The 22,337-nt window shown below is 65.0% G+C and carries 20 protein-coding genes; 11 read left to right on the top strand and 9 right to left on the bottom strand.

The features are described 5' to 3' along the window. Window position 1: 1 nt before the first annotated feature. The 3 genes from ACZ7GB_RS03895 to ACZ7GB_RS03885 all read left to right on the top strand — a co-directional run bounded on the left by ACZ7GB_RS03895 (window position 2) and on the right by ACZ7GB_RS03885 (window position 4,016). Window positions 2–1,717: a thiamine pyrophosphate-dependent enzyme gene (locus ACZ7GB_RS03895; protein ID WP_078599554.1), complete on the top strand. Its 1,716-nt coding sequence runs from the start codon at window positions 2–4 to the stop codon at window positions 1,715–1,717. Window positions 1,718–2,063: 346 nt separating this feature from the next. Then, a complete protein-coding gene (locus ACZ7GB_RS03890) occupies window positions 2,064–2,894 on the top strand; it encodes a fructosamine kinase family protein (protein WP_078599553.1) in 831 nt (276 codons plus the stop codon). 63 nt (window positions 2,895–2,957) lie between these two features. Continuing rightward, the gene (locus tag ACZ7GB_RS03885) at window positions 2,958–4,016 is read left to right on the top strand and encodes an FUSC family protein (protein ID WP_472157695.1); all 1,059 of its coding nucleotides are present in this window, start codon (window positions 2,958–2,960) and stop codon (window positions 4,014–4,016) included. A gap of 52 nt (window positions 4,017–4,068) precedes the next feature. Here the strand turns inward: ACZ7GB_RS03885 and ilvD are convergent, their stop codons facing one another. Next, a complete protein-coding gene (gene ilvD, locus ACZ7GB_RS03880) occupies window positions 4,069–5,904 on the bottom strand; it encodes a dihydroxy-acid dehydratase (RefSeq protein ID WP_274963721.1) in 1,836 nt (611 codons plus the stop codon). Between the two features lie 259 nt (window positions 5,905–6,163). Between ilvD and ACZ7GB_RS03875 the strand changes: the two genes are divergently transcribed. Together ACZ7GB_RS03875 and pdeM are read left to right on the top strand one after the other, a co-directional pair. Beyond that, a complete protein-coding gene (locus ACZ7GB_RS03875) occupies window positions 6,164–8,569 on the top strand; it encodes a ligase-associated DNA damage response DEXH box helicase (protein WP_472157694.1) in 2,406 nt (801 codons plus the stop codon). Further along, a complete protein-coding gene (gene pdeM, locus ACZ7GB_RS03870; RefSeq protein WP_472157693.1) occupies window positions 8,566–9,213 on the top strand; it encodes a ligase-associated DNA damage response endonuclease PdeM in 648 nt (215 codons plus the stop codon). The genes ACZ7GB_RS03875 and pdeM overlap by 4 nt, the downstream gene beginning before the upstream one ends. On the opposite strand, the gene ACZ7GB_RS03865 is transcribed toward pdeM, so the two are convergent. Both ACZ7GB_RS03865 and ACZ7GB_RS03860 read right to left on the bottom strand, forming a co-directional pair. Further along, on the bottom strand, window positions 9,186–9,689 hold the full coding sequence (locus tag ACZ7GB_RS03865; RefSeq protein ID WP_472157692.1) for a gamma-glutamylcyclotransferase family protein: 504 nt from the start codon (window positions 9,687–9,689) through the stop codon (window positions 9,186–9,188). The genes pdeM and ACZ7GB_RS03865 overlap by 28 nt on opposite strands. Beyond that, window positions 9,686–10,537: an aldose 1-epimerase family protein gene (locus ACZ7GB_RS03860; protein WP_472157691.1), complete on the bottom strand. Its 852-nt coding sequence runs from the start codon at window positions 10,535–10,537 to the stop codon at window positions 9,686–9,688. Before ACZ7GB_RS03860 ends, ACZ7GB_RS03865 begins: the two co-directional genes overlap by 4 nt. A gap of 485 nt (window positions 10,538–11,022) precedes the next feature. Here ACZ7GB_RS03860 and ACZ7GB_RS03855 point away from each other — a divergent pair, with 485 nt between their 5' ends. Next, window positions 11,023–11,895 (top strand): BRCT domain-containing protein, encoded by an 873-nt coding sequence (locus tag ACZ7GB_RS03855; protein ID WP_472157690.1) that lies wholly within the window; start codon window positions 11,023–11,025, stop codon window positions 11,893–11,895. A gap of 6 nt (window positions 11,896–11,901) precedes the next feature. Here the strand turns inward: ACZ7GB_RS03855 and parE are convergent, their stop codons facing one another. The 3 genes from parE to ACZ7GB_RS03840 all read right to left on the bottom strand — a co-directional run bounded on the left by parE (window position 11,902) and on the right by ACZ7GB_RS03840 (window position 15,195). After that, entirely contained in the window at window positions 11,902–13,857 is a 1,956-nt protein-coding gene (parE, locus tag ACZ7GB_RS03850; protein WP_472157689.1) for a DNA topoisomerase IV subunit B, read from the bottom strand. A 122-nt stretch (window positions 13,858–13,979) separates the two neighbouring features. Further along, the gene (locus tag ACZ7GB_RS03845; RefSeq protein ID WP_146673461.1) at window positions 13,980–14,315 is read right to left on the bottom strand and encodes a hypothetical protein; all 336 of its coding nucleotides are present in this window, start codon (window positions 14,313–14,315) and stop codon (window positions 13,980–13,982) included. A 220-nt stretch (window positions 14,316–14,535) separates the two neighbouring features. Further along, window positions 14,536–15,195, bottom strand: coding sequence for a glutathione S-transferase family protein (locus ACZ7GB_RS03840; RefSeq protein WP_078519782.1), 660 nt, complete (start codon window positions 15,193–15,195; stop codon window positions 14,536–14,538). 139 nt (window positions 15,196–15,334) lie between these two features. On the opposite strand from ACZ7GB_RS03840, the gene ppk2 reads away from it, so the two are divergent. The 5 genes from ppk2 (at window position 15,335) to ACZ7GB_RS03815 (ending at window position 19,812) form a co-directional block, all read left to right on the top strand. Beyond that, on the top strand, window positions 15,335–16,348 hold the full coding sequence (gene ppk2 / locus ACZ7GB_RS03835) for a polyphosphate kinase 2 (RefSeq protein WP_078599545.1): 1,014 nt from the start codon (window positions 15,335–15,337) through the stop codon (window positions 16,346–16,348). 92 nt (window positions 16,349–16,440) lie between these two features. Beyond that, window positions 16,441–17,043 (top strand): SAM-dependent methyltransferase, encoded by a 603-nt coding sequence (locus tag ACZ7GB_RS03830; protein WP_472157688.1) that lies wholly within the window; start codon window positions 16,441–16,443, stop codon window positions 17,041–17,043. Between the two features lie 263 nt (window positions 17,044–17,306). Further along, on the top strand, window positions 17,307–17,750 hold the full coding sequence (locus ACZ7GB_RS03825) for a c-type cytochrome (RefSeq protein ID WP_078519779.1): 444 nt from the start codon (window positions 17,307–17,309) through the stop codon (window positions 17,748–17,750). Window positions 17,751–17,756: 6 nt separating this feature from the next. Continuing rightward, window positions 17,757–18,353, top strand: a complete 597-nt coding sequence (locus tag ACZ7GB_RS03820; RefSeq protein ID WP_472157687.1) for a cytochrome b/b6 domain-containing protein — start codon at window positions 17,757–17,759, stop codon at window positions 18,351–18,353. A gap of 100 nt (window positions 18,354–18,453) precedes the next feature. After that, a complete protein-coding gene (locus ACZ7GB_RS03815; RefSeq protein ID WP_472157686.1) occupies window positions 18,454–19,812 on the top strand; it encodes an MATE family efflux transporter in 1,359 nt (452 codons plus the stop codon). Here ACZ7GB_RS03815 and ACZ7GB_RS03810 read toward each other — a convergent pair. The 3 genes from ACZ7GB_RS03810 to ACZ7GB_RS03800 form a co-directional block, all read right to left on the bottom strand. Beyond that, window positions 19,809–21,020 carry a UbiH/UbiF family hydroxylase gene (locus ACZ7GB_RS03810; protein WP_472157685.1) on the bottom strand — a complete coding sequence of 404 codons (1,212 nt, stop codon included), beginning with the start codon at window positions 21,018–21,020 and terminating at the stop codon, window positions 19,809–19,811. The genes ACZ7GB_RS03815 and ACZ7GB_RS03810 overlap by 4 nt on opposite strands. Window positions 21,021–21,225: 205 nt before the next feature. Continuing rightward, window positions 21,226–21,453 carry a hypothetical protein gene (locus tag ACZ7GB_RS03805; protein ID WP_078604013.1) on the bottom strand — a complete coding sequence of 76 codons (228 nt, stop codon included), beginning with the start codon at window positions 21,451–21,453 and terminating at the stop codon, window positions 21,226–21,228. A 114-nt stretch (window positions 21,454–21,567) separates the two neighbouring features. Next, window positions 21,568–22,269 (bottom strand): pyrimidine 5'-nucleotidase, encoded by a 702-nt coding sequence (locus tag ACZ7GB_RS03800; RefSeq protein ID WP_472157684.1) that lies wholly within the window; start codon window positions 22,267–22,269, stop codon window positions 21,568–21,570. Window positions 22,270–22,337 lie beyond the last annotated feature (68 nt).

Genomic DNA, 22,337 nt, shown 5'->3' with positions numbered 1-22,337 from the left:
CATGAGCAAGAGCGTATCCGACATCATCGCCGAAACCCTCGTTTCGGCGGGGGCGCAGCGCGTCTACGGGATCGTGGGCGACACGATCAACCATTTCACCGATGCGGTGCGCCGGTCGGACCTTAACTGGGTGCATGTGCGCCACGAAGAGGTCGGCGCGCTCGCGGCAGGTGGCGAGAGCTACATGACCGGGGAGCTGTCGGTCTGCGCAGGCACCACCGGGCCGGGCAGCCTGCATTTCGTGAACGGTATCTTCGAGAGCCACCGCAACGGCGCGCCCGTGGTGCTGATCGCCTCGAATATCGAGCGCGCGGAGGAGGGCTTGGGCTTCCCGCAGGAGGTCGATCAGAAGAAGGTCTACGAGCAGGCTTCGGTGTTCTGCGAGCGGATCAGCCATCCTGACCAAGCGCGCCGGATCACCGTGCAGGCGGCGCAGGCCGCGCTGACCAAGGGCGGCGTCGCGGTGGTCATCGTCAATGGCGACATGTTCCGCGAGACTACGAAGGACGATCTGCAATGGGCCGTGCATCGTCCGCAGCCGGTGATGCGCCCGTCGGAGGCGGAACTGGACGCGCTGGCGGGCATGATCGCCGAAGCCGAGCGGATCACGATCTACGCGGGTATCGGCGCGCGCGGAGCCGCCGCCCAGATCCGGGCACTGTCGGAGCGGCTCGCCGCACCGGTCGCGCATACGACGCGGGCGAAGGAATTCATCGAGCCGGACATGCCCAACAATGTCGGCATGACCGGGATCCTGGGCAATCGCGCGGGTATGGAGGCAATGGGCGATTGCGACCTGCTGCTCTGTCTGGGCAGCGATTTCGCCTATACGCAGTTCTATCCGGGCAAGGCCAAGATCGTGCAGCTCGACATCGATCCCACCCGGCTGGGACGGCGCGCGCCGATCGATCTGGGACTAGCGGGCGATGTCGGCGACACGATCGACGCGCTGCTGCCGCGCCTTGTCCCGCGCGAGCCCGGCAAACATCTTGATCGGGCGCTGAAAGCCTATGCCGAGGACCTCAAGGGCTACCTCGATAGCGCGGAAGAACCCGACCCGAGCCTGATCCACCCGCAGCACCTGACCGAGCTGCTCGACCGGTTCGCGGCGAAGGATGCGATCTTCACCGCAGATGGCGGCTCGCCCATGGTCTGGTTGCTGCGCCACCTCTCGGCCAATGGCGAGCGGCGCTTCCTGACCTCGCTGTTGCACGGGACGATGGCCAATGCCTATCCACAGGCGCTGGGCATTCAGGAGGCCTACCCCGAGCGTCAGGTGATCGCGATGTGCGGCGATGGCGGAATGAGCATGCTGATGGGCGATCTGCTTACGCTGGTGCAGGAGAAGCTGCCGGTGAAGCTCTTGGTCTATAACAACGCCTCGCTCGGCTTCGTGGAGATGGAGCAGCGGGTGGAGGGGATGCTCGACGCCTTCACCGAGCTACACAATCCCGACTTCGGCGCGATGGCACGGGCGATCGGGATGGAGGGGATGCGGGTCGAGAGCGCGACCGAGCTCGACGGCGCTGTGCGCGACTGGCTCGCCGCACCGGGGCCTGCGCTGCTCGACGTGAAGGTGAACCGGATGGAGCTGGTGATGCCGCCGAAGATCGAACCGGCACAAGTGGGCTCGACCGCGCTCTTTGGCGTGAAGGCGGTGCTCAACGGGCGCGCCGATGAGGTGGTTTCGCTGATGCGCGACAACTTCCTGCGCTGACCGGGGCCGGGGCTAGACGCAGCCGCCGCAAGGGGTTCGCGGCGGCTGCTACCCGACGGAGACGAGTGTGGGGATATCTCCGTCAGGGTCTCGTGTTGCCCCCCGAGGGACAGAAACGGACAAATCCTCCGGCCCGAGCGCGCTGCACGCATTGTCTCGGCACGAAGGCGTCCAAAATGTCTATGCTGCACGAAGGACTGACCCGCCATGGGGAGGCTGATCGACGGCAACATTGGGCATTTGCACCGGATGGAACCCGTCACGCAACCGTAATCCTGTCGCACAGAGCGGATATTCGCCTGTGGTGCCGCAAGAAAAGGCAAACGACCGAAAACAGGAGGGCGACATGGACGAAACGGCGCGGATATTGGCAGAGGCCGCGCGCCTGCTGGAAATCACCCCGCGACGGGCCGAGCCGCTGGCGGGCGGCGATCTGAGCCCGGTGCTGGCGCTAGACCTGCCGACCGGAGAGCGGGTGATCGCCAAGGGCGGGCCTCACCCCGAGATCGAGGCGGAGATGCTGCGTGCGCTCGCTGAGGCGGGCGCGCGGGTGCCGAAGGTGATCTCGGCCTCTCGGGTCTGCCTCGTGATGGAGGCCTTGCCGCAGCACGGAGGCCTAAGGGGTGCGGGGTGGCTGGAACTGGGCGAGATACTTCGGCGCCAGCACCGCGCGCCGGGGGCACCGGATGAGGCGCCCTACGGCTGGCCCGACGAGTATGCCTTCGGCCCGGTGCCGATCCCGAACGCAGCGCGCCCGACATGGCCCGAATTCTGGGCCGAGGCGCGGCTGCGCCCGTCGCTGCCCGCCTTGCCCGTGCCACTCGCCCGCCGGGTCGAGACGCTCGCCGCGCAGATTGACGAGCATCTGCCGCCACGCCCGTTCCCGTCCTTGCTGCACGGCGATCTCTGGGCGGGCAACGTGCTGGCCGACCAGGGGCATCTGAGCGGGCTGATCGACCCGGCCTGCTATTACGGTGACGGCGAGGTCGATCTCGCGATGCTGCATCTCTTCGGCGCGCCCGGGCAGGAATTCGCCGTGGGTTACGGCGCGCTTGAGCCCGGCTGGCAGGCGCGGCGGGCGATCTATCAGCTCTGGCCCGCGCTGGTGCATCTGCGCCTGTTCGGCTCGGGCTATCACGGAATGGTGGCGGGGCTTCTGGACCGGATCGGCGTCTAGCGGGGAACCAGCGCGTCGGTAAGGCGCTTTGCCTGCATCGAAAGGTGGTACACGGTGCAATTGGTGACTATCTCCCCTACGCAACTTCAGAAGTTGAACTGGTCGCGCGGCTTGCCCGCAGCGCTTGCGCTGAGCGGGCTGGTCGCGATCGTGCTGTCACTCGATCTGCCGCGCGGGCAGGAACTCGCGGCGCTTGGCGCGGGCTTCGCCACCTCGACGGGGCAGGGCAAGTCGATCCGCAATCGGCGCTGGCCGGTCACGTTCCTCGACATTGCGGGTAAGCTGGTCGGCATATTCGCCGGGATGATCGCGGCGAAAGTCATGATCGGGGGCGTCGCGCTGAGTGTGCCGGGGATGTTGCTTGGCGCCTTTGCCGTGGGCCTTCTGTCGCGCCGGGATATGAGCCTGTGGTGGCTGTTTCTGCAAAGCTGGCTGTTCTTCTCGCTCTCGACCTTTCTCGTGCAGTTCATCCCGTCGCCCGGGCCGGTGCTGCTTGCTGTCGGCGGCGCGATGGTCTGGGTCCTGGCGGTGGAAGAGGCGGTGCGGGTGATCTGGAAACACTTCGCGCCGAAGACGGGGCCGAAGCTCGATGGGCAGGTGCCGCCCGATGGCGTCGCGCCGCTCAACTCGCTGATCGGTCAGGGGCTGCAGGCGATGGGCGCGGTGGGCTTGTCCTACGGCGTCGCGGTCGCCTTCTCGATCAACCATCCCTACTGGGCGCCGCTCTCGGCGCTGTTGATGCTGCGCCCGCGCCCCGGCATGACATGGGACCGGGTGCTGGTGCGCAGCCTCGCGACCCTCGCAGGCGGGCTGGGGGCGAGCCTGCTTGTGCTGTGGCTGGGGCCAGACAGTTTCGTGATGCCGGGGCTCTATGTGATCTTCGGCGTGACTGCGATCCTGTTCGCGCCGCCCGCGCATTACCCGACCTTTGTGGCCTTCCTGACCGCGCTGATCGTGGTGATGGTCTCGATGGGCAATGATGCGCCTTTGTCGAACGCTTGGGGCCGGGTCGCGGGGACGGTGCTGGGCGGGGTCTCGGCCTTGGCGATGAGCTACCTCGCCCATGCGATCCGCAAGCGGCTCGGTTGGGAAGAAAGCCTGCCCGAAAGCGATGCCGCCTGAATGAAAACGGCCGCCCCGAGAGGCGGCCGTTCCAATTCGCGTTCGGGTGCGATCACTCGGGCAGGATGCGCACGCCACCCTTCGCCGCCGAGCTGGCCAGCAGCGCATAGGCCTTGAGCGCGGTCGAGACAGCGCGCTTGCGCGGCTCTGCCGGTTTCCACGGCAGCGGCCCCATCGCCTCGCGGCGCGCGGCCAGAACGTTGTCGGCCACGGCGAGGTTGATCGTGCGGTTCGGGATGTCGATCTCGATGATGTCGCCGGTCTCGACGAGGCCGATCGTGCCGCCTTCTTCCGCTTCCGGGCTGACATGGCCGATCGAGAGCCCCGAAGTGCCGCCCGAGAAGCGCCCGTCGGTCAGCAGTGCGCATTTCGCGCCGAGGCCCTTCGATTTGAGGTAGGAGGTCGGGTAGAGCATTTCCTGCATCCCCGGACCGCCGCGCGGGCCCTCGTAGCGGATGATGACCACTTCGCCCTCGACGACCTTGCCGGTCAGGATGCCCGACACCGCGTCGTCCTGGCTCTCGAACACTTTCGCGGGGCCCGAGAATTTCAGGATCGAGTCGTCGACGCCTGCGGTTTTCACGATACAGCCCTGCTCGGCGATATTGCCGTAGAGAACAGCCAGACCGCCATCCTGCGAGAACGCATGTTCCGCGGTGCGGATCACGCCGCCTTCGCGGTCGCGGTCGAGCTCTTTGTAGCGGTTCTCGGTCGAGAAGGCCTGCGTCGTACGCACGCCGCCCGGCGCCGCGCGGTAGAACTGATCCGTGGCGTCGTCATTGGCGACCATCACGTCCCATTTCGACAGGGCTTCGGCCATCGTTTCCGAATGCACGGTGCGCACGTCCTGATGGATCAGACCGGCTCGGTTCATCTCGCCAAGGATGCCCATGATGCCGCCCGCGCGATGGACGTCTTCCATGTGGACGTCCTGCTTGGCAGGCGCCACCTTGCAGAACACCGGAACCTTGCGCGAGAGGCGGTCGATGTCTTCCATCGTGAAGTCGACCTTGCCCTCATGCGCGATCGCCAGCAGGTGCAGCACGGTATTCGTGGACCCGCCCATCGCGATATCGAGGCTCATCGCGTTCTCGAAGGCTTCAAACGTCGCGATCTCGCGCGGCAGCAGGCCCTTGTCTTCCAGCTCGTAATGGCGGCGCGTGATCTCGACGATCTTGCGGCCTGCCTCAAGGAACAGTTCCTTGCGGTCGGCATGGGTGGCCAGCATCGAGCCGTTGCCCGGCAGTGCCAGACCCAGCGCCTCGGCCAGACAGTTCATCGAGTTCGCAGTGAACATGCCCGAGCACGACCCGCAGGTCGGGCAGGCGGCCTTCTCGATCGCGAGCACGTCCTCGTCGGAATACTTGTCGTCGGCCGCCGCCACCATCGCATCGACCAGATCGAGGTCGTGACCGATGATTTCCGCGCCTTCCTTGCCGGCCTCCATCGGGCCGCCCGAGACGAAGATCACCGGGATGTTCAGGCGCATCGCGGCCATCATCATGCCGGGGGTGATCTTGTCGCAGTTCGAGATACAGACCATCGCATCGGCGCAATGCGCGTTGACCATGTATTCCACGGAATCGGCGATCACTTCGCGCGAGGGCAGCGAATAGAGCATCCCGTCATGGCCCATCGCGATCCCGTCATCGACGGCGATGGTGTTGAATTCCTTCGCGACGCCGCCCGCGGACTCGATCTCGCGCGCGACCATCTGGCCGAGGTCCTTGAGGTGGACGTGACCGGGCACGAACTGAGTGAAGGAGTTCACGACCGCGATGATCGGCTTGCCGAAGTCGTCATCGGTCATGCCGGTGGCGCGCCACAGACCGCGCGCACCCGCCATGTTGCGGCCATGGGTGGATCTACGGGAACGATAAAAGGCCATAAGATTTCCGTTTCTGTCGCGCCCGAGGGGACTCGGGCAATTTCCTGTCGCGGGCCTGAATATAACATGGATCGACCGATGAACAGTGGCGAGATGGCGCGGGTGGGGTGTGCGATGGTGCGAGATGTTGGGGAGAGCCGCGTCGCGGCGCAAAGGCTGATTGCTTTAAAGAAGGGGCGGGCGCGGCCCGAGCTGGCCGCCTGTGCCAAGAGGTGCCGCAAAGCTTGCGCATCCGCTCCTCACGCCTACCTTTCACGCGATGCCCGACACCGCCGCCACGCCCCTCCTGCCGCAACGCTTCGCCGACTGGTTCGCCAGCCGCGGCTGGCAACCGCACAGGCATCAGCTCGACGTGCTGTCGGCGCGCGAAGATACGCTGCTGATCGCGCCAACCGGGGGCGGCAAGACGCTGGCGGGGTTTCTGCCGTCGCTCGTCGATCTGGCCGAGGGCTATGAGGGGCTGCACACGCTCTATGTCTCGCCGCTCAAGGCGCTGTCCAAGGACATCGCCCGCAACCTGCGCGCGCCGGTGGACGAGATCGGGCTGGAGCTGCGGATCGAGGATCGCACCGGCGACACGTCCGCCACGCAGCGTCGCCGTCAGCGGGTCGATCCACCACAGATTTTGCTGACGACGCCGGAGAGCCTCGCGCTGATGCTGTCCTACCCCGAGGCCCCGAAGATCTTCGCGGGGGTGAAGCGGGTGGTGCTCGATGAAATCCACGCGCTGGCAGAGAGCAAACGCGGCGATCAGCTGATGCTGGGCGTGGCGCGGCTGCGCAGCCTGTCGCCGGGCCTGACCGTCACGGGGCTGTCGGCCACGGTTGAAGCCCCGCAGGCGCTGGCCGATTTCATGGGCGGCGCGCGGGTGATCATGGCCGATCCAGGCCCGCCCCCCGATATCGAGATGCTGCCGACCGAGCGTCCCGCACCGTGGGCGGGCGGCGGCGGGCGGCACGCCGCGCGAGATGTGATGGCGGCGATCGAGGACGCGCGGCTCAGCCTCGTATTCCTCAACACCCGCGCGCAGGCCGAGCTGTTCTTTCAGGCGCTCTGGGAGGTCAACGACAACGCATTGCCGATCGGGCTGCATCACGGCTCGCTTTCGCGCGAGGCGCGCCACAAGGTCGAGGAGGCGATGGCGAGCGGCGAGTTGCGCGCGGTGGTCTGCACCGGCTCGCTCGATCTGGGGCTCGACTGGGGGGATGTCGATCTCGTCCTGCAGGTCGGCGCGCCGAAGAACGTCAAACGCCTCGTGCAGCGGATCGGGCGCGCCAATCATCGCTATGACGAACCCTCGCGCGCGCGGATCGTGCCCGCCAATCGCTTCGAGATCGTCGAATGCGCCGCCGCCTTGGAGGCCGTGCGCGAGAACGATCTGGACGGCGGCGGGCGGCGCTGGCGCGGGCCGCTCGACGTGCTGTGTCAGCATATCCTGCTGACCGCCTGCGCCGGGCCGTTCGAGGAGGATGCGCTTTATGCCGAGGTGCTGCGGGCGGGGCCTTACGCGAATTTGCCACGCGCGGATTTCGACGCCTGTCTGGAATTCTGCGCGACGGGTGGCTACGCGCTGCGCGCCTATGACCGCTGGCAGCGCCTGTTGCAGCGCGACGGCAAATGGCAGCTCCGCGATCCGCGCGCGACCCGCGACCTGCGGATGAATATCGGCACGATTACCGAGACCGAGAAGCTGAAAGTCCGCCGCAAATCCCGACGCGGCGGCACGCCCTTGGGCGAAGTGGAGGAGGGCTTCGCCTCGTCGCTGACTCCCGGCGACACTTTCCTGATCGGCGGACAGGTGGTGCGCTACGAAGGCCTGCGCGAGATGGTCGTGGAGGTGACGAACGCCGCCACGCGCGAGCCGAAGATCGCCGTCTTCTCAGGGCTGAAAATGGCGACCTCGCTGGAGCTGTCGCAACGGGTGCAGCGCCTGATTGCCTCACCCGAGGACTGGGAAAAACTGCCGCCTGACACCCGCGACTGGCTGGCGCTGCAGCGCGAGATTTCCACGCTACCCGCCCCGGGCACGCTGACCTGCGAGACCTTTCTGCGCGGCGGGCGGGCGTTCTTCTGCCTCTACGGTTTCGCGGGGCGCAATGCGCATCAGACGCTGGCGCTGCTGCTGACCCACCGGATGGAGCAGGCGGGGCTCGGGCCGCTCGGGTTCGTGGCCACCGATTACGCGCTGCTGATCTGGTCGATCGACCCTGTCGAAGATCCCGCCCCGCTGCTATCGGCCGAAGGGCTGCGGGAAGGGCTGCGCGATTGGCTGGAGAGCAACGCGGTGATGAAGCGCGCGTTTCGCTCCATCGCGACGATTGCGGGCCTCATCCAGCGCAATCTGCCGGGGCAGCGCAAATCGGGCAAACAGGCGACGTTTTCCTCGGACATCCTCTACGACACCCTGCGCCGCTACGATCCCGATCACCTGCTCTTGCGCATCACCCGCGAGGAAGCGAGCCGCGGCCTCGTCGATTTCGAGCGGATCGAGGAGATGCTGGCCCAGGGGCAGAGAATCGTGCATATCCGCGCCCCGCATGTGACGCCGCTCGCCGCGCCTTTGCTGTTGGAACACGGGCAGGTCGGCATTCGCGGCGGCACGGGCGAGGCGCGGCTGATGGAAGAAGAGGCGCAGGCAATGATGCGCGAGGCGGGGCTGGAATGAGAGAGATTACCTTCGCGGAGCAGCGGCTCATCGCGCAACCGTCGGGCGCGCTTTTTTGGCCCGGGGAAGACTCGCTGATCGTGGCCGATCTTCACTTGGGCAAGTCCGAGCGGATGGCGCGGCGCGGCGGTGCGCTGCTGCCGCCTTTCGAGAGCCTCGACACGGTGATCCGGCTGGAGGCGGAGGTGCTGCGCCTGCGGCCCTCGCGGCTGATCAGCCTCGGCGATGCGTTCGATGATGATGCCGCGGCGGGTGAGATCGCGCCCGAAATCGCCGGGCGGCTGACCCGCATCGCGGCGCAGACGAAGCTGCTATGGATCGCGGGAAACCATGACCCGATCGGCCTCGGGCAGACCGTGGAAGAGGCGCAAATCGGCCCGCTCACCCTGCGCCATATCGCAGGGCAGGGGCCGGACCTTTCTGGCCATTTCCACCCCAAAGCTCAGATCGCCCGGCGGTCGCATCGGGCGTTTCTGGTGGGGCGCGATCACCTGATCCTGCCCGCGTTCGGCACCTATACCGGGGGCTTGGATTGCGACGGGCCGGAGCTGTCGTCGCTGGTCGGGGCGGGCATCGCCGTGCTGACCGGGCCGGGCATGCCTGTGCGCCCGATCGGTCAAAGTGCGCTGCGCCAGTCGCGATAGCCCGCGCGGACCAACGCCTCGCGTGCGGCGATGAAACCGGGGCGGTCGGGCTCGGGATCGGGGATCGGTTCGACATGCGCCAGATCGTCCAGGCCCAGCCCATGCTCGCGCCGCCCCGCCCGGATCAGCGCGAGATACCATTCGAACGGCGCGATCCCGTCCTGTCGCTGCAAGGCGCGATAGGTGAAGGCACGCTGGCCATCCTCGAGCACGAGCGCGATCTTCTCGTAATGCAGCCCCGCGCCTTCGGCGGCATCGAGCACGGGAATGTCGCTCTCCGTGATCTCGAACAGCACGCCTTGGGTGCGCGCGTCGCTTTCGGTGATTGTGGCCTTCGCGCTCCCGTCGCGCCCGCGCTTCGAGAAATCGAGCGCATGTCCGGGAACCTCCGCCAACCCGAGCACGCGGGCCGAGGGGCAGCGCGCGGCAAGCCGCGAGGTCAGCAGGTTGGAGCCATAGGCGAGGTAGGGGATCATCGGCTCACCTGTAGGGTCATGGCGAATGTCTCCTGCGCGCCGGGCGGCAGCATCATGCTGTCGGGCCGCGCGGCGAGTTCCGGCCCGGCCCCTTCCGCGGCAGGCAGCCCATGCCACGGCTCAACGCAGATATAGGGCGCACCGGGTTTCTGCCACAGGGCGAGATTGGGCAGGTTGGAAAAGCGGAAATCGAGCACCGGCGCCCCGTCGGCGAAGTAGCGCAGCCCGTCGCCCGCGCCTTCGGGGAAGATCATCGCATCGTCCTCATACTGCGCCGGATTGAGGGTCAGCGCGCCCGCCGTGAAGGGCGAGGGCATCCGCGCGCGCCCCAGCATCCCTTCCGCGAGCCGCGCCAAGGCAGGCTCCGCCCCGTTGCGCAGCTCGATCCGATGCGGGCCGGTCGCGCCGGGCAGCGGCCAGCGGAACGCGGGGTGAAAGCCGAAGGAAAACGGCATCTCCCGATCGCCCATATTGCTGACTGTGGCGGTGACGCTCAGCTCCGCCCCCACGACCTCGTGGACGATCTCGAGACGGAATTCGAACGGATAGGCCGCGGTCTCCTGCGAGGGTTCGAGCAGGTGGCAGCAGCGGCTTTGCGTCAGCTCGGTCACGCGGAAGGGCAGGTTGCGGGCGAAGCCGTGCTTGGGGATTGCGTGGGGCGTGCCGTCGATCGTCACCCCTTCGGGCGCGGGAAGGCCGACGATGGGGAACAGGATCGGGGCCTGCCCGCTCCACCAGGCCGGGTCGCCCTCCCAGAGCAGCTCCTGCCCCTGATAGCTCAGCCCCTGCATCTCGGCGCCCAAATCGGCGATGGTGACGCTGAGGCTTTGGGAGGAAATCTGGGGCATGTGTCGGGATCCGGAGGTTGTGACGTATCGCGCCTTGGTATCGCGCAGCCGGAGATGATCCAAGCCCGTGTCCATTCGATGCCGAGTGAGGAGGGGTGAGCCGGGAAGAGCGGCCTTCCAGTGGAAGGACGCCCCGGCGAACGCCCGAAGCGCTAGCGAAGGGCCGGACGAGCGCGTGTGGCGAGCGATGAGGGCAGCGCCCGACCCTTGGGGTAAGCCGCGTCTCGGAAGGCTTCCAGTGGAAGCCTTCAGTGGCGAACGCGCCGCGCGTCGCGGTGCAGGGGGCGCTGTGCTGTCGTCTGATTTGGGCGGTTTATCTTGCAAGCCCGGAGGACGGGGAGGCTGTGAACTGCATCGCCAATGCGCCCTCTCGGGGGAGGGGCGGGCGCTGCCCGGGCTGGTCGCCCGGGCGATGTTGGCAACAGCATGCTTGATTGGACTACCAATTTGATCGCACAATAACGGCATTTGATCAGGAGGTATTAATGAACAGCTTTGAACATGATAGTCCCGCCCTCGGAAGAATTCATAACAAATCAAATGCATCTAAGCTTGCATGCCATTTCACCGGTTTTCTCGAAGGTGTCGCTGCCAGCGGAATGCTTGAGGTGGGTGAGATCGAGCCGCTACTCAATGAATGCCGTACTTTCGTAGCAAAGGTAGTGGACGGCGATGCTGAGGATTTGATTGCGGATTTTGATGCCGATTTGATGGATCACGACTCGATTGTGCAGGTCGCGGAAATGCGGCTCCGTGATATGGATCCGGATTGTCAGAAAAGTGCAGTGAACCGTTTTCTCGGCTATTGCCGTGGAATCGCGTGTGACAACCGAATTACTTCCGGCGAGGCTCAAGGAATTATTGAGCAGATTGGAGCCCGCGACGAACTTCTGGCCGTGCCGGGCGTCCGCGAAATTTATCTCACATGCGTCGATGCAGTTCAGGATGAGATCGTTACATCAGAAGAGTCAGAGGAAATCTGCGAAGCAATCGCCCGAGTTGTCGGTGATAGCTACGCAGATACTGGATTGTCGCAAGTCTTTGGTGTGGCAAACTTCGACGAGCACAAAATTGGTCGTTTTCCCGCTGACTTAAATGGGCAGCGGATTGTCTTCACAGGAAACTTTCAAACCTCGCCGCGCCGGTTGCTGGAAGAAGCACTGGCAGATTTTGGAGTGATCATCGGAAAGTCAGTCACGGGAAAAACCGATTATTTGATCGTAGGTGGAGAATGCTCGCGAGATTGGATTGAGTTGAACCGAGGGCTAAAACTTCGCAAAGCGCTGGAATTGCGTCAGACGAACTCAAGCCCTCGGTTTATCTCCGAAGCACAATTGATCCGTCTGATGAAGGCTTAACTATCCTCAAACATCCAGCTCCTCCACGAACTGCGCGTTCTCCTGAATATACTGGAACCGCAGTTCGGGCTTTTTCCCCATCAACCTTTCCACCAGATCGCCGGTCTCGTTCGGCTCGTCGTCGTGGATCGTGACCCGGATCAGCTTGCGCGTGTCGGGGTGCATCGTGGTTTCTTTCAGGTCCTTCGCGTCCATCTCGCCCAGACCCTTGAAGCGCTGCACGTCGATCTTGCCTTTGCCGCCGAGACCCTTCTCCAGCATCGCGTCCTTCTCGGCGTCGTCGGCCACATAGACACGCTTGGCGCCCTGGGTCAGGCGGTAGAGCGGCGGGCAGGCCAGATAGAGGTGCCCCTGATCGATCATCGGGCGCATCTGGGTGAAGAAGAAGGTCATCAGAAGCGAGGCGATGTGCGCGCCGTCCACGTCCGCGTCGGTCATGATGATGATCTTGTCGTAGCGCAGATCGTCGACGTTGAACTTGGTGCCGAGCCCCACGCCGAGCGCCTGCGTCAGATCGTTGATCTCCTGGTTCGAGCCGAGCTTGGAGGAAGCCGCGCCGAGCACGTTGAGGATCTTGCCGCGCAGGGGCAGCAGCGCCTGGTTCTTGCGGTCGCGCGCCATCTTGGCCGAGCCGCCTGCCGAGTCGCCCTCGACGATGAACAGCTCCGTGCCCGAACGGTTCGTGGCCGAGCAATCGACCAGCTTGCCGGGCAGGCGCAGGCGCTTGGTGGCCGATTTGCGCTGAGTCTCTTTCTCTTGCCGGCGCTTGAGGCGTTCCTCGGCGCGCAGCACGAGGAAATCGAGGATCGCGCCTGCGGATTTCGTGTCCGAGGCCAGCCAGTTGTCGAAGTGGTCGCGCACCGCGCCCTCGACCAGACGCTGCGCCTCGACGGTGGCGAGGCGGTCCTTGGTCTGGCCTACGAATTCCGGCTCGCGGATGAAACACGAGACCAGCGCGCAGCCGCCGGTGATCAGGTCGTCGCGGGTGATTTGCGCGGCCTTCTTGTTGTTCACCAGCTCGCCATAGGCGCGGATACCCTTGAGGATCGCCGACCAGAAGCCCGCCTCGTGGGTGCCGCCCTCGGGCGTCGGCACGGTGTTACAGTAGGACTGGATGAAACCGTCTCGCGACGGCGTCCAGTTGATCGCCCATTCGACCGAGCCCGGCACGTTGAACTTTTCGCGGAACTCGACCTTGCCCGAGAAGGGGCGGTCGGCATAGGTGCTTGCGCCGCTCAGCGTCTCGGTCAGGTAATCGGCGAGGCCGCCGGGGAAGTGGAAGGTCGCCTCGGTCGGGGTCTCGCCATCGTCGACCTCGGATTTCCAGCGAATCTCCACGCCCGAGAAGAGATACGCCTTCGAGCGCACCATCTTCAGCAGACGTGCGGGCTTGAACCGGTGATGGCCGAAAATCTGCTCGTCGGCATGGAAGGTGACGGTGGTGCCGCGACGGTTCGGGGCCGCGCCGATCTTCTCGACCGGACCTTCGGGGATGCCGCGCGAGAAGCGCTGTTCATACAGCTCCTTGTTCTTGGCGACCTGAACGACCATCAGGTCCGACAGCGCGTTGACCACCGAGGCGCCCACCCCGTGCAGACCACCCGAGGTTTCGTAGGCGTCGCCCGAGAACTTGCCGCCCGCGTGCAGCGTGCAAAGGATGACTTCCAGCGCGGATTTGCCGGGGAATTTCGGGTGCGGGTCGATCGGGATGCCGCGCCCGTTGTCGCGGATGACGACGGAATGATCGGCGAGCAGTTCGACCTCGATGCGGTTGGCGTGACCGGCCACCGCTTCGTCCATCGAGTTGTCGAGCACCTCTGCCACCATGTGGTGAAGCGCGCGCTCGTCCGTGCCGCCGATATACATGCCGGGGCGTTTTCGCACGGGTTCGAGACCTTCGAGCACCTCGATCGAGGAGGCGTCATAGGAATCGGTCTGGGGCGTCAGAAGATCGTCGGCCATGCTGCTCGCTTTCTCTTGTAGTTTTCTAAACAAGAGATACCGCAGGTTGGGGCGGAGGAGCAAGAAGACCCCACCGCCCCGATCCGCTTCGAAAGCCCCACACCCCCGAAAACGTCCGGCCCTTACGCGACGCGCGCCATGAGCAGCATCGACCCCACCGCCATCGCGATACCGAAGACTTCCCGCAAGGCGAGTTTTTCACCGAACAGGACGACTCCCATCGTCACCAGAGCCATCAATGTGAAAAGCGCCGAGGCCACGCCCGTTTGTGCCAGCGACACATGCCGCAAGGCCAGAAACCAACCTGCTGCCGAAGCGGCGTAAAGCACGCAACCTAGGAAGACAGACGGCGAATGCAGCGCGTGACCTTTATCAACGGCGGATTTCAGGACGAAATCTCCCGCGATCACGATCAGCGTCGCACCCAAACACAGGCTGTATCCAAGCAAAGCAGACATGGTTTCCTCGAACCCTCTTCACCCCGACAAGATGACGTAAGGGAAGTTTGATGGCCAAAAGGAAATGGCCATGCTGCGGAAAACCTGACTGCTTGGTAAGGCGGACCTGACTGAAAAGCGAGGTGGAGGCTGAGCGCCTGCCCGCGCCTTGAGCAGAGTGCGTATCAGTTCCGTCTTCGCATACACCTTTCGAATTAGGCGCGACGCGGCGTGTGCCGAATCAAACCGCCTCGGCTTCGCGCTTCTCCCACATTGCGCGGAAGGCTTTCCGGCTCTGGCACAGCTTGATCCAGCTTTGCAGGCGCGGGTAGGGGGCGAGGAACTCCGGGTGGTCCTGTCCATAGCGCAGAACCTCGGCCAGATTGAGATCCGTCACGGTGAACCGACCGCCCACGATATGGCTATGCGTCTCGAGATGGGTCTCGAGCGTGGTCAGCGGCCGGGCGAGCTTCGAGCAGAGAGACGCGATCTCGGCCTTGCCTTCGGGCGTGTCCTGCTCCTTGCGGCGATAAACGAAGCTGAGCGCCAGCGCGTCGGTCTCGATCCAGGTCGCGGCGAAGAGCGCCCATTGCTCCATTTGCGACAGTTCGCGCTCGTGCGCAGGCGCGAGCGGCCCACCCGCCTTGCGCGCGAGATGCAGGTTGATCGCGAGCGACTCCGTCAAGATCAGCCCGTCTTCCTCCAGCACCGGGATCGCGCCCATCGGCGAGAGCTTGCGAAATTCGGGCGAGCGGGTGTTGAGCGGAACCTCCGGCGCGAGCGGATCCTTGAAACGGTTCGCCTGCACGACTCGGCGCAGACGGAACGGCAGGCCCAACTCCTCGAGCAACCACAGCGCCCGGCTCGCCCGCGAATGATAGTTGCCGTAGATCGTGATCATGTCCGTTCCTTCGTTTCGCTCGATTTTGTGGCGTTTTTGCCGCCGGAGGCCCAGCAGACACGGGTTTTTGATGCGTATCAAGGCACATCACGCGGGATTGCGCGATGCTCCGCAAGGTTCAGCCAACGGAGGGATACGCATGAAAGATCAGCTCATGAGCGACGCGACGAAACCGGCCAAGGCCGCAGCCGGGAAGGCAGAGGCTGTCGTCAAGCCGATCGATCCCGCCGAGGCGCATCCCGCGATCACCCCGCCAGAGCCGAAGGCGACCGGCCCGAAGAGCTTCCCGCGCGTCGATCCCAGTGCGGTGCGGCTGGCTTTCGAGACCGGGAAATACCCCTACAAGCGCAAGATGGCGCGCGCCGCCTATGAGAAAGAAAAGGCGGAGCTTCAGGCGGAGTTGCTGAAGGTCCAGAAATGGGCGCAGGAGAGCGGCGAGAAATTCGTGATCCTTTTCGAGGGCCGCGATGCGGCGGGCAAGGGCGGTACGATCAAGCGCTTCACCGAACATCTCAACCCGCGCTTTGCCCGGGTCGTCGCACTCAACAAGCCCTCGGAAGAGGAACTCGGTCAGTGGTATTTCCAACGCTATGTCGAGCATCTGCCGACCGCGGGCGAGATGACCTTCTATGATCGCAGCTGGTATAACCGCGCGGGTGTGGAGCGCGTGATGGGCTTCTGCAAACCCAACGATTACCTCGAATTCATGCGCCAGACCCCGGAGTTGGAGCGGATGTTCGTGCGCTCGGGGGTTCGGCTTTACAAGTACTGGTTCTCGGTCACCCGCGAGGAGCAGCGCCGCCGCTTCCAATCGCGCGAAACCGATCCGCTCAAGCGCTGGAAGCTGTCGCCGATCGATCTGGCGAGCCTCGATCGCTGGGACGATTACACCGAGGCGAAAGAGGCGATGTTCTTCTACACCGACACCGCCGATGCGCCATGGACCATCGTGAAGTCGAACGACAAGAAGCGCGCGCGGCTGAACTGCATGAAGCATTTCCTGTCGACGCTGGACTATCCCGACAAGGATCCCACGATCGCAACGCCGCCCGATCCGCTGATCGTGGGCCATGCGAGCCATGTCGTGCATTCGTCCGAGCATATTCTTGGCGCATCTCTTCATCCCGATCAGCGCCGCGTGACCAAATCCTGAGCATGTGATTGCCGATGGCGATTTCGGTGACCGGTGGGGCTTGTCCCTCCGCCGGTTGCATTCCATGTGAAAGGTAACAACCGGAGGAGAGCATGGGCTGGAACGAAAGATTCGCCGGAGAAGAGTATCTCTATGGCACGACCCCGGCGGATTTCGTGGCGCGTCAGGCATGGCGTCTCGCTCCGGGGGCGCGGCTTCTGAGCATCGCTGACGGCGAAGGGCGCAACGGCACCTATCTCGCGAGCCTCGGAGTGCAGGTCACAGCCCTCGAACCGTCGGAAAACGCGCGCCGCAAGGCCGCTGAACTGGCGCAGGAGCGGGGCGTGTCGATGCAGACGATCGACGCCGATCTGCGCGGCTACGACTGGCCGCGCGGCGAATATGACGCCGTTCTCGCCTGTTTCATCCAATTCGCCGATACCGCCTTTCGCGCGGAGATTTTCGACGGCATCGCGACCGCGCTAAAACCGGGCGGGCTCGCATTGATCCACGGTTTCGCACGCCGCCAGCCGCGCTACGGCACGGGCGGTCCGGGGATCGTGGAGCAGCTCTACGATCTCGATCTCCTGCGCGACGCGTTCCCGCGCTGGGAGGTGCTGCATCAGGCCGATTACGATGCCGATCTCGACGAGGGCGCGGGCCATTCCGGCCGCGCGGCTCTGATCGATTTCGTCGCCCGCAAACCCGAGCGGTGATTCCGCGGGTTTCAGCAATAAAGTCAGGATTTCGCGCTGCTTATACGCGGGGCGCCTGACGTTCCGTCGCGATTTAAGTGCGATTTCTAGGCGATTTGCGCGTTCGATCGGCAATAGGCCGGAACCTGCCTAAGACCCGGTGCCTCCCTATCGTCCCGGTAGGGGAAATGTGTGCCTGCGCACATAGGAGTGTCTTCGGATTGACACGAATGCGTGTAACCTCAAACCTGTACGTTTCTTGCCATCGCAGATTGGAGTTCCACATGCGTAAGCCTCTCCTCGCCCTGACCTTCACCCTCGCCGCCAGTGCCGCTTTCGCGCAGTCGCCCAAAGACGCTGTCGAAGCGCGCCAAGGTTTCTTCGATTTGCTCGGCGCCCAGATGGCCGTGCTCGCGCCGATGGCGCAGGGCAAGATGGACTTCGATGCCGCCAAGGCACAGACCGCCGCCAACAACATCGCGGCGCTCGCGAAGGTCGACATCTCGCCGCTCTTCGTCGAAGGCACTTCGGTCGACGACATGATGGAGACCCACGCGAAGTCGGAAATCTGGTCGAACATGGACCTGTTCATGGAAAAGGCGGATGCCCTCCATCAAGCCGCGGCTGAGATGCCCGATGCGGCAGGCAGCCTCGAGACGCTGCAGCCGGCGGTCGGTAAGCTCGGCGGCACCTGCAAGAGCTGCCACGACGAGTTCCGTTCGAAGTAACGCAGAATGAAAGACACCGCCGCCTCCCCCGCGAAGAAAACCGTCACGGTCTGGGACCCTGTCGTGCGTCTGTTCCACTGGCTTCTGGTGGCGGCTTTTGCCGCCGCCTGGGGCCTCGGGGAATGGGGGCCGAACCAGATGACGTGGCATTTCTATGCCGGCTACGCGATCGCGGGGCTGCTGGCGGTGCGTCTGATCTGGGGATTCGTGGGGTCGCGCACGGCGCGGTTCTCGCAGTTCCTTTATGGACCCAAGGCGGTGGCGGATTATCTTCGCCACCTGCCATCCAAGGAAAGCTCCGGCCATGTCGGGCATAATCCGCTGGGCGGCTGGTCGGTTCTCGTGATGCTCGCGCTGCTGATTGTGCAGGTCGTGACCGGGCTGACCTCCGATCCGCAGGATTACATCAACGTCGGGCCTCTTGCGGGCTCCGTGCCCGACAGCATCAGCACGAGCTGGGCGCCGAAAATCCACGAATTCGTGGCGACCCTGCTGCTGATCGTCGTCGGCATCCATATCGCGGCCATCGTCTATTACCGGACGTGGAAGGGTGTGAACCTCGTGAAGCCGATGATCACGGGTAAGAAAGAAGTGGGCGAGTAACCCCTCTCTTGACCGCCGCGTCGGGCAGGGCTAGCGCTCGCCCATGACGAGCACCGATCCATCCCAGAGCGCGCCACCGCCTCAGCCGCAAAACCAAGCGATGCCTCTCGCCCGCCACGTGCGGGCGATCTTCACTTTGGGTCTGCCGCTGATCGGCTCCAACCTCGCGCAGATGCTGCTCAACGTCACCGATACGGTGATGGTGGGCTGGTATGGCGTCGAGGCGCTGGCGGCGCTGGTGCTGGGAACCTCCTATTTCTTTTCGATCTTCATGCTGGGCAACGGGATCGCGCTTGCGGTGATGGGGCGCGTCTCGGCAAGCTTGGGCGCGGATGACGAGGTGCAGGCGCGGCGCGACACACGAATGGGGATCTGGCTGTCGATCCTGTTCGGGGTCGCGATGCTGCCGGTCTTCTGGAATTCCGGCGCGGTGCTGGAGATGCTGGGCCAGAAGCCCGAGATTGCGGCGCTCGCACAAGATTACCTGCGCATCCTCGGCTTCGCGCTCGCGCCCGGTCTCGCGATGATGGTGATCCGCTCCTACCTGTCCGCGCAGGAACGCACGGCGGTGCTGCTCTGGATCACGCTGGGGGCTGTCCTGCTGAATGCGGGCGTCAACTGGATCCTGATCTTCGGCAATTGGGGCGCGCCGGAACTGGGCGTGCGGGGGGCTGCCATCGCCTCGCTGAGCGCGATGGTGCTGAACCTCGTGGCGCAGGCGATCTATGCCGCGCGCGCGCCGGGCCTGACCCATATCCGGCTGTTCCAGCGCTTCTGGCGACCCGATTGGGAAGCCTTCTGGATCGTCGCGAAAATGGGCCTGCCGGTGGGGCTGACCTCGGTGGCGGAAGGCTCGATGTTTCAGGCCTCGGCGCTGATGATGGGCTGGATCGGCACGATTGAACTCGCCGCGCACGGGATCGCGCTGCAGGTCTCCTCGATCACCTTCATGGTGCATGTCGGCCTGTCGAACGCCGCCACCGTGCGGGCGGGCCGGGCGCATGGGAAGCGTGACCCGCGCCTTCTGCGTGACGGGGCGCGGGTGGTGACAGGGCTCTCCGTGGGCTTCGGTCTGCTGACGGTGGCGGTCTTCGTCTTCGCGGGTCCTTGGCTCACGCGGCTCTTTCTCGATGCCGACAATCCCGCCACGCCCGAGATTGTCCTTTACGGTGTGCGTTTCCTGATGGTCGCCGCGATTTTCCAGCTCTTCGATCTGATGCAGGTGATGGCGCTGGGCCTGCTGCGCGGCGTGCAGGATACGCGCGTGCCGATGTGGATGGCGGTGGCGAGCTATTGGCTGATCGGTATCCCGGCCAGCTACTTCCTCGCCTTCACGCTGGATTTCGGCGGTGTCGGGCTGTGGTTGGGCCTCGTCCTCGGTCTCGCCTCGGCGGGGGCGATGATGATGCGGCGGTTCTGGCGCGGGCCGTGGCTGCAGCCGCGCCAGTCAGTCACTTAACGCACGCCAAGACCCGCCTTCATCAGCGTCTTGCGCACCGGGCCGAGCGAATAGAGCGCGCCCAGAACGCCTGCGCGCAGGTCGCGCAGCGGCTGAGATTCCACCATCGAAGCGCGGTTGAGCAGATCGATCCCCACTTCGCGCGCCTTCACCTCCGGCCAGCGGCGGCGGTGATAGGCGTCGAGCATCTTCGCCTCGCCCAGATGCACCGGGTCTTCCTCGGCCAGTTTCAGAAGGCAGGCGAGATCGGCGAGGCTCATGTTCAGCCCCTGCGCGCCGATCGGCGGAATGACATGGGCGGCCTCGGCGATCAGGGCCACGCGTTGGCCCGAGAACCGATCCGCGATCTGCGTCATCATCGGCCAAACCGCGCGGCGGGTCTCCAGCTTCAGTGGCCCGAGAAGCCCGGTCGAGCGTTCCATGATCGCCGCTTCAAACTCTTCCGGGGGCAGCGTGGCGAGGCGCTCAGCCTCGGCGGCGCGTTCCATCCAGACGATCGCGGAAGAGGGCTTGCCATCACGGTCGGGCAGCGGGACCAGCGTGAACGGCCCGCCCGAGCGGTGAATTTCGGTGGAGACGTTGTCATGCGGGATCGGGTGGGTGACCGCGAAGGCCAGCGCCTTCTGGCCATAGCGGGTCGTCTTGACGCCAAGCCCCGCCGCTTCGCGCACGAAGGAATTGCGGCCATCGGCCCCGATCACGAGACGCGCGCGCACATGGGTGCCGTCGGAGAGCGTCACCTCGGCACCGCTTTCGCGGGTCACGAGGCCGGTCGTCGCGACGCCGGGGCGGAAATCGACGAGCGGGTTATCGGCCAGCGCGGCCACCAGCTCGCGGCGCAGCAGCCAGTTCGGGAAATTCCAGCCGAAGGGCTCGTCGGACAGGTCGGCCGCGTCGAAATCGCGGGTCAGGCGCGCGGTCGGGCTTTCGCCGCCCGCATCCACGATCCGCATGATCTGCAGCGGCGCGGCATAGGGCAGGAGCCGATCCCAGATCCCGGCTGCCTGCAGCACCTCACGCGACGGGCGCAGGAACGCGGTCGAGCGCATATCCGCGCCCTCTGCCGCCTCTTCCGTGACCGGCGGCGTGGGGTCGACGCAGATCGTGGTGAAGCCCGCCTGCCCGAAGGCTGCGGCTGCCGTCAGACCGGCGACGCCGCCGCCGGAGATCAGGATATCGGTGTCGATGGGTGTGCGGGTCTCGGCCATGGGGCGCCTCCGTCAATGTCAGTGCCACTTTGCCCTCCGGCGCGGGCAGGTGCAATGATCCGCCGCCGGGATGCGACGCGGCGACACAGTGAAACGCAAGCCGGGGGCGTGGAGGTCCCCGCAACGCGGGGCGCAAAAAGAAACAGCCCGGATCGCGCGGATCCGGGCCGTGTTCGCCAAGGGCGAGAATTCTACTAGTGCGACGTCAGCCGCCTGCGGTCATCACCACGATGAGGCCGAGCATGATCCAGGTGGCGCCCACGGCCCAGAGGATCAGGCCGCCAAGGCCCATGATCGCGACCATACCCGCGGCCAGAGCCACGACGACAAGCGCGAGGGTGAACATGAAAGCCGGCGAAATCTGCTTGTGCTCGGTTTCGGAATGATCGGCCACATAGGCCGAAACGCCGGAATCGGCGGTCGTCATGGTCATAATCGATTCTCCCGTTTGCTGTCTCCCTGACAGGCCACCGTGATTTAAAGATGCATCTCGTTTCGATAAAGATGCGAAGCCGTGCCATATTGTCGCAGCGCCGTCACTTTCCCTTCATGCGCGCGTGATTTTGCGCAGGAACCCGGCGAGATCGGCAGTGTGATAGTGGATGTGATCCTCCGGCACGGGAGCGGGGGCGACATGCACGGTCTTCATCCCGATCGCATGGGGATGGCGCAGGTTGCGGGCGTCGTCTTCGAACATCGCACCGCGGTCGGGCGCGATCCCGGCCTGCGCGAAGACCCGGTCGAAAGCTTCGGCGCGCGGCTTGGGATGAAACTCGGCATGCTCGACGCCATAGATCCCGTCGAACAGCCCGGTCAGCCCGCGCGCCGCGATCACCCGCGTCGCATAGGGGGCCGAGCCGTTCGTGTAGACGATCTTGCGGCCCGGCAGGGCTTCGATGCCGTCGCGCAGCGCCTCATCCACCACCAGATGGTCGAGCGAAATCTCGTGCACCTCGTGCAGATAGGGGGCCGGGTCGACGTCGTGCTCGTGCATCAGACCCGCCAGCGTGGTGCCGTAAAGCTGCCAGTAGTGGTTGCGTAGATGGTCGGCCCGCGCGCGATCGACGCCCAGCGAGCGCATCACGAAATCGGTCATCTTCACTTCGATCTGGTCGAAGAGCCGCGCCTCTGGCGGGTAGAGCGTGTTGTCGAGATCGAACACCCAGGCGTCGACATGCGCGAACTCGGCGGCGAGATCGCGGTCGGCAGGGGTGGCGGAGGCGGGGGCAGGCGCGGAGCTGTCTGTCATGGGCTGCAAGCTAGGTCGCGCGGCGCGCAGGTGCAATCTGCTTGTCACCGGGGGCGGCCCGCGCCTAA

It is taken from the genome of Thioclava sp. PTB-PU3-1 (genome assembly GCF_055666785.1).
The sequence above is the reverse complement of the archived record's forward strand: the minus strand, read 5'-3'. Positions and strand labels throughout refer to the sequence as shown.

What these genes read in the sequence shown, in the direction of transcription:
- ACZ7GB_RS03895 (WP_078599554.1), top strand. Translation starts at nt 2, where the DNA reads ATGAGCAAGAGCGTATCCGACATCATCGCCGAAACCCTCGTTTCGGCG.
- ACZ7GB_RS03890 (WP_078599553.1), top strand. Translation starts at nt 2,064, where the DNA reads ATGGACGAAACGGCGCGGATATTGGCAGAGGCCGCGCGCCTGCTGGAA.
- ilvD (WP_274963721.1), bottom strand. Translation starts at nt 5,904, where the DNA reads ATGGCCTTTTATCGTTCCCGTAGATCCACCCATGGCCGCAACATGGCG.
- ACZ7GB_RS03875 (WP_472157694.1), top strand. Translation starts at nt 6,164, where the DNA reads ATGCCCGACACCGCCGCCACGCCCCTCCTGCCGCAACGCTTCGCCGAC.
- pdeM (WP_472157693.1), top strand. Translation starts at nt 8,566, where the DNA reads ATGAGAGAGATTACCTTCGCGGAGCAGCGGCTCATCGCGCAACCGTCG.
- ACZ7GB_RS03865 (WP_472157692.1), bottom strand. Translation starts at nt 9,689, where the DNA reads ATGATCCCCTACCTCGCCTATGGCTCCAACCTGCTGACCTCGCGGCTT.
- ACZ7GB_RS03860 (WP_472157691.1), bottom strand. Translation starts at nt 10,537, where the DNA reads ATGCCCCAGATTTCCTCCCAAAGCCTCAGCGTCACCATCGCCGATTTG.
- ACZ7GB_RS03855 (WP_472157690.1), top strand. Translation starts at nt 11,023, where the DNA reads ATGAACAGCTTTGAACATGATAGTCCCGCCCTCGGAAGAATTCATAAC.
- parE (WP_472157689.1), bottom strand. Translation starts at nt 13,857, where the DNA reads ATGGCCGACGATCTTCTGACGCCCCAGACCGATTCCTATGACGCCTCC.
- ACZ7GB_RS03845 (WP_146673461.1), bottom strand. Translation starts at nt 14,315, where the DNA reads ATGTCTGCTTTGCTTGGATACAGCCTGTGTTTGGGTGCGACGCTGATC.
- ACZ7GB_RS03840 (WP_078519782.1), bottom strand. Translation starts at nt 15,195, where the DNA reads ATGATCACGATCTACGGCAACTATCATTCGCGGGCGAGCCGGGCGCTG.
- ppk2 (WP_078599545.1), top strand. Translation starts at nt 15,335, where the DNA reads ATGAAAGATCAGCTCATGAGCGACGCGACGAAACCGGCCAAGGCCGCA.
- ACZ7GB_RS03830 (WP_472157688.1), top strand. Translation starts at nt 16,441, where the DNA reads ATGGGCTGGAACGAAAGATTCGCCGGAGAAGAGTATCTCTATGGCACG.
- ACZ7GB_RS03825 (WP_078519779.1), top strand. Translation starts at nt 17,307, where the DNA reads ATGCGTAAGCCTCTCCTCGCCCTGACCTTCACCCTCGCCGCCAGTGCC.
- ACZ7GB_RS03820 (WP_472157687.1), top strand. Translation starts at nt 17,757, where the DNA reads ATGAAAGACACCGCCGCCTCCCCCGCGAAGAAAACCGTCACGGTCTGG.
- ACZ7GB_RS03815 (WP_472157686.1), top strand. Translation starts at nt 18,454, where the DNA reads ATGCCTCTCGCCCGCCACGTGCGGGCGATCTTCACTTTGGGTCTGCCG.
- ACZ7GB_RS03810 (WP_472157685.1), bottom strand. Translation starts at nt 21,020, where the DNA reads ATGGCCGAGACCCGCACACCCATCGACACCGATATCCTGATCTCCGGC.
- ACZ7GB_RS03805 (WP_078604013.1), bottom strand. Translation starts at nt 21,453, where the DNA reads ATGACCATGACGACCGCCGATTCCGGCGTTTCGGCCTATGTGGCCGAT.
- ACZ7GB_RS03800 (WP_472157684.1), bottom strand. Translation starts at nt 22,269, where the DNA reads ATGACAGACAGCTCCGCGCCTGCCCCCGCCTCCGCCACCCCTGCCGAC.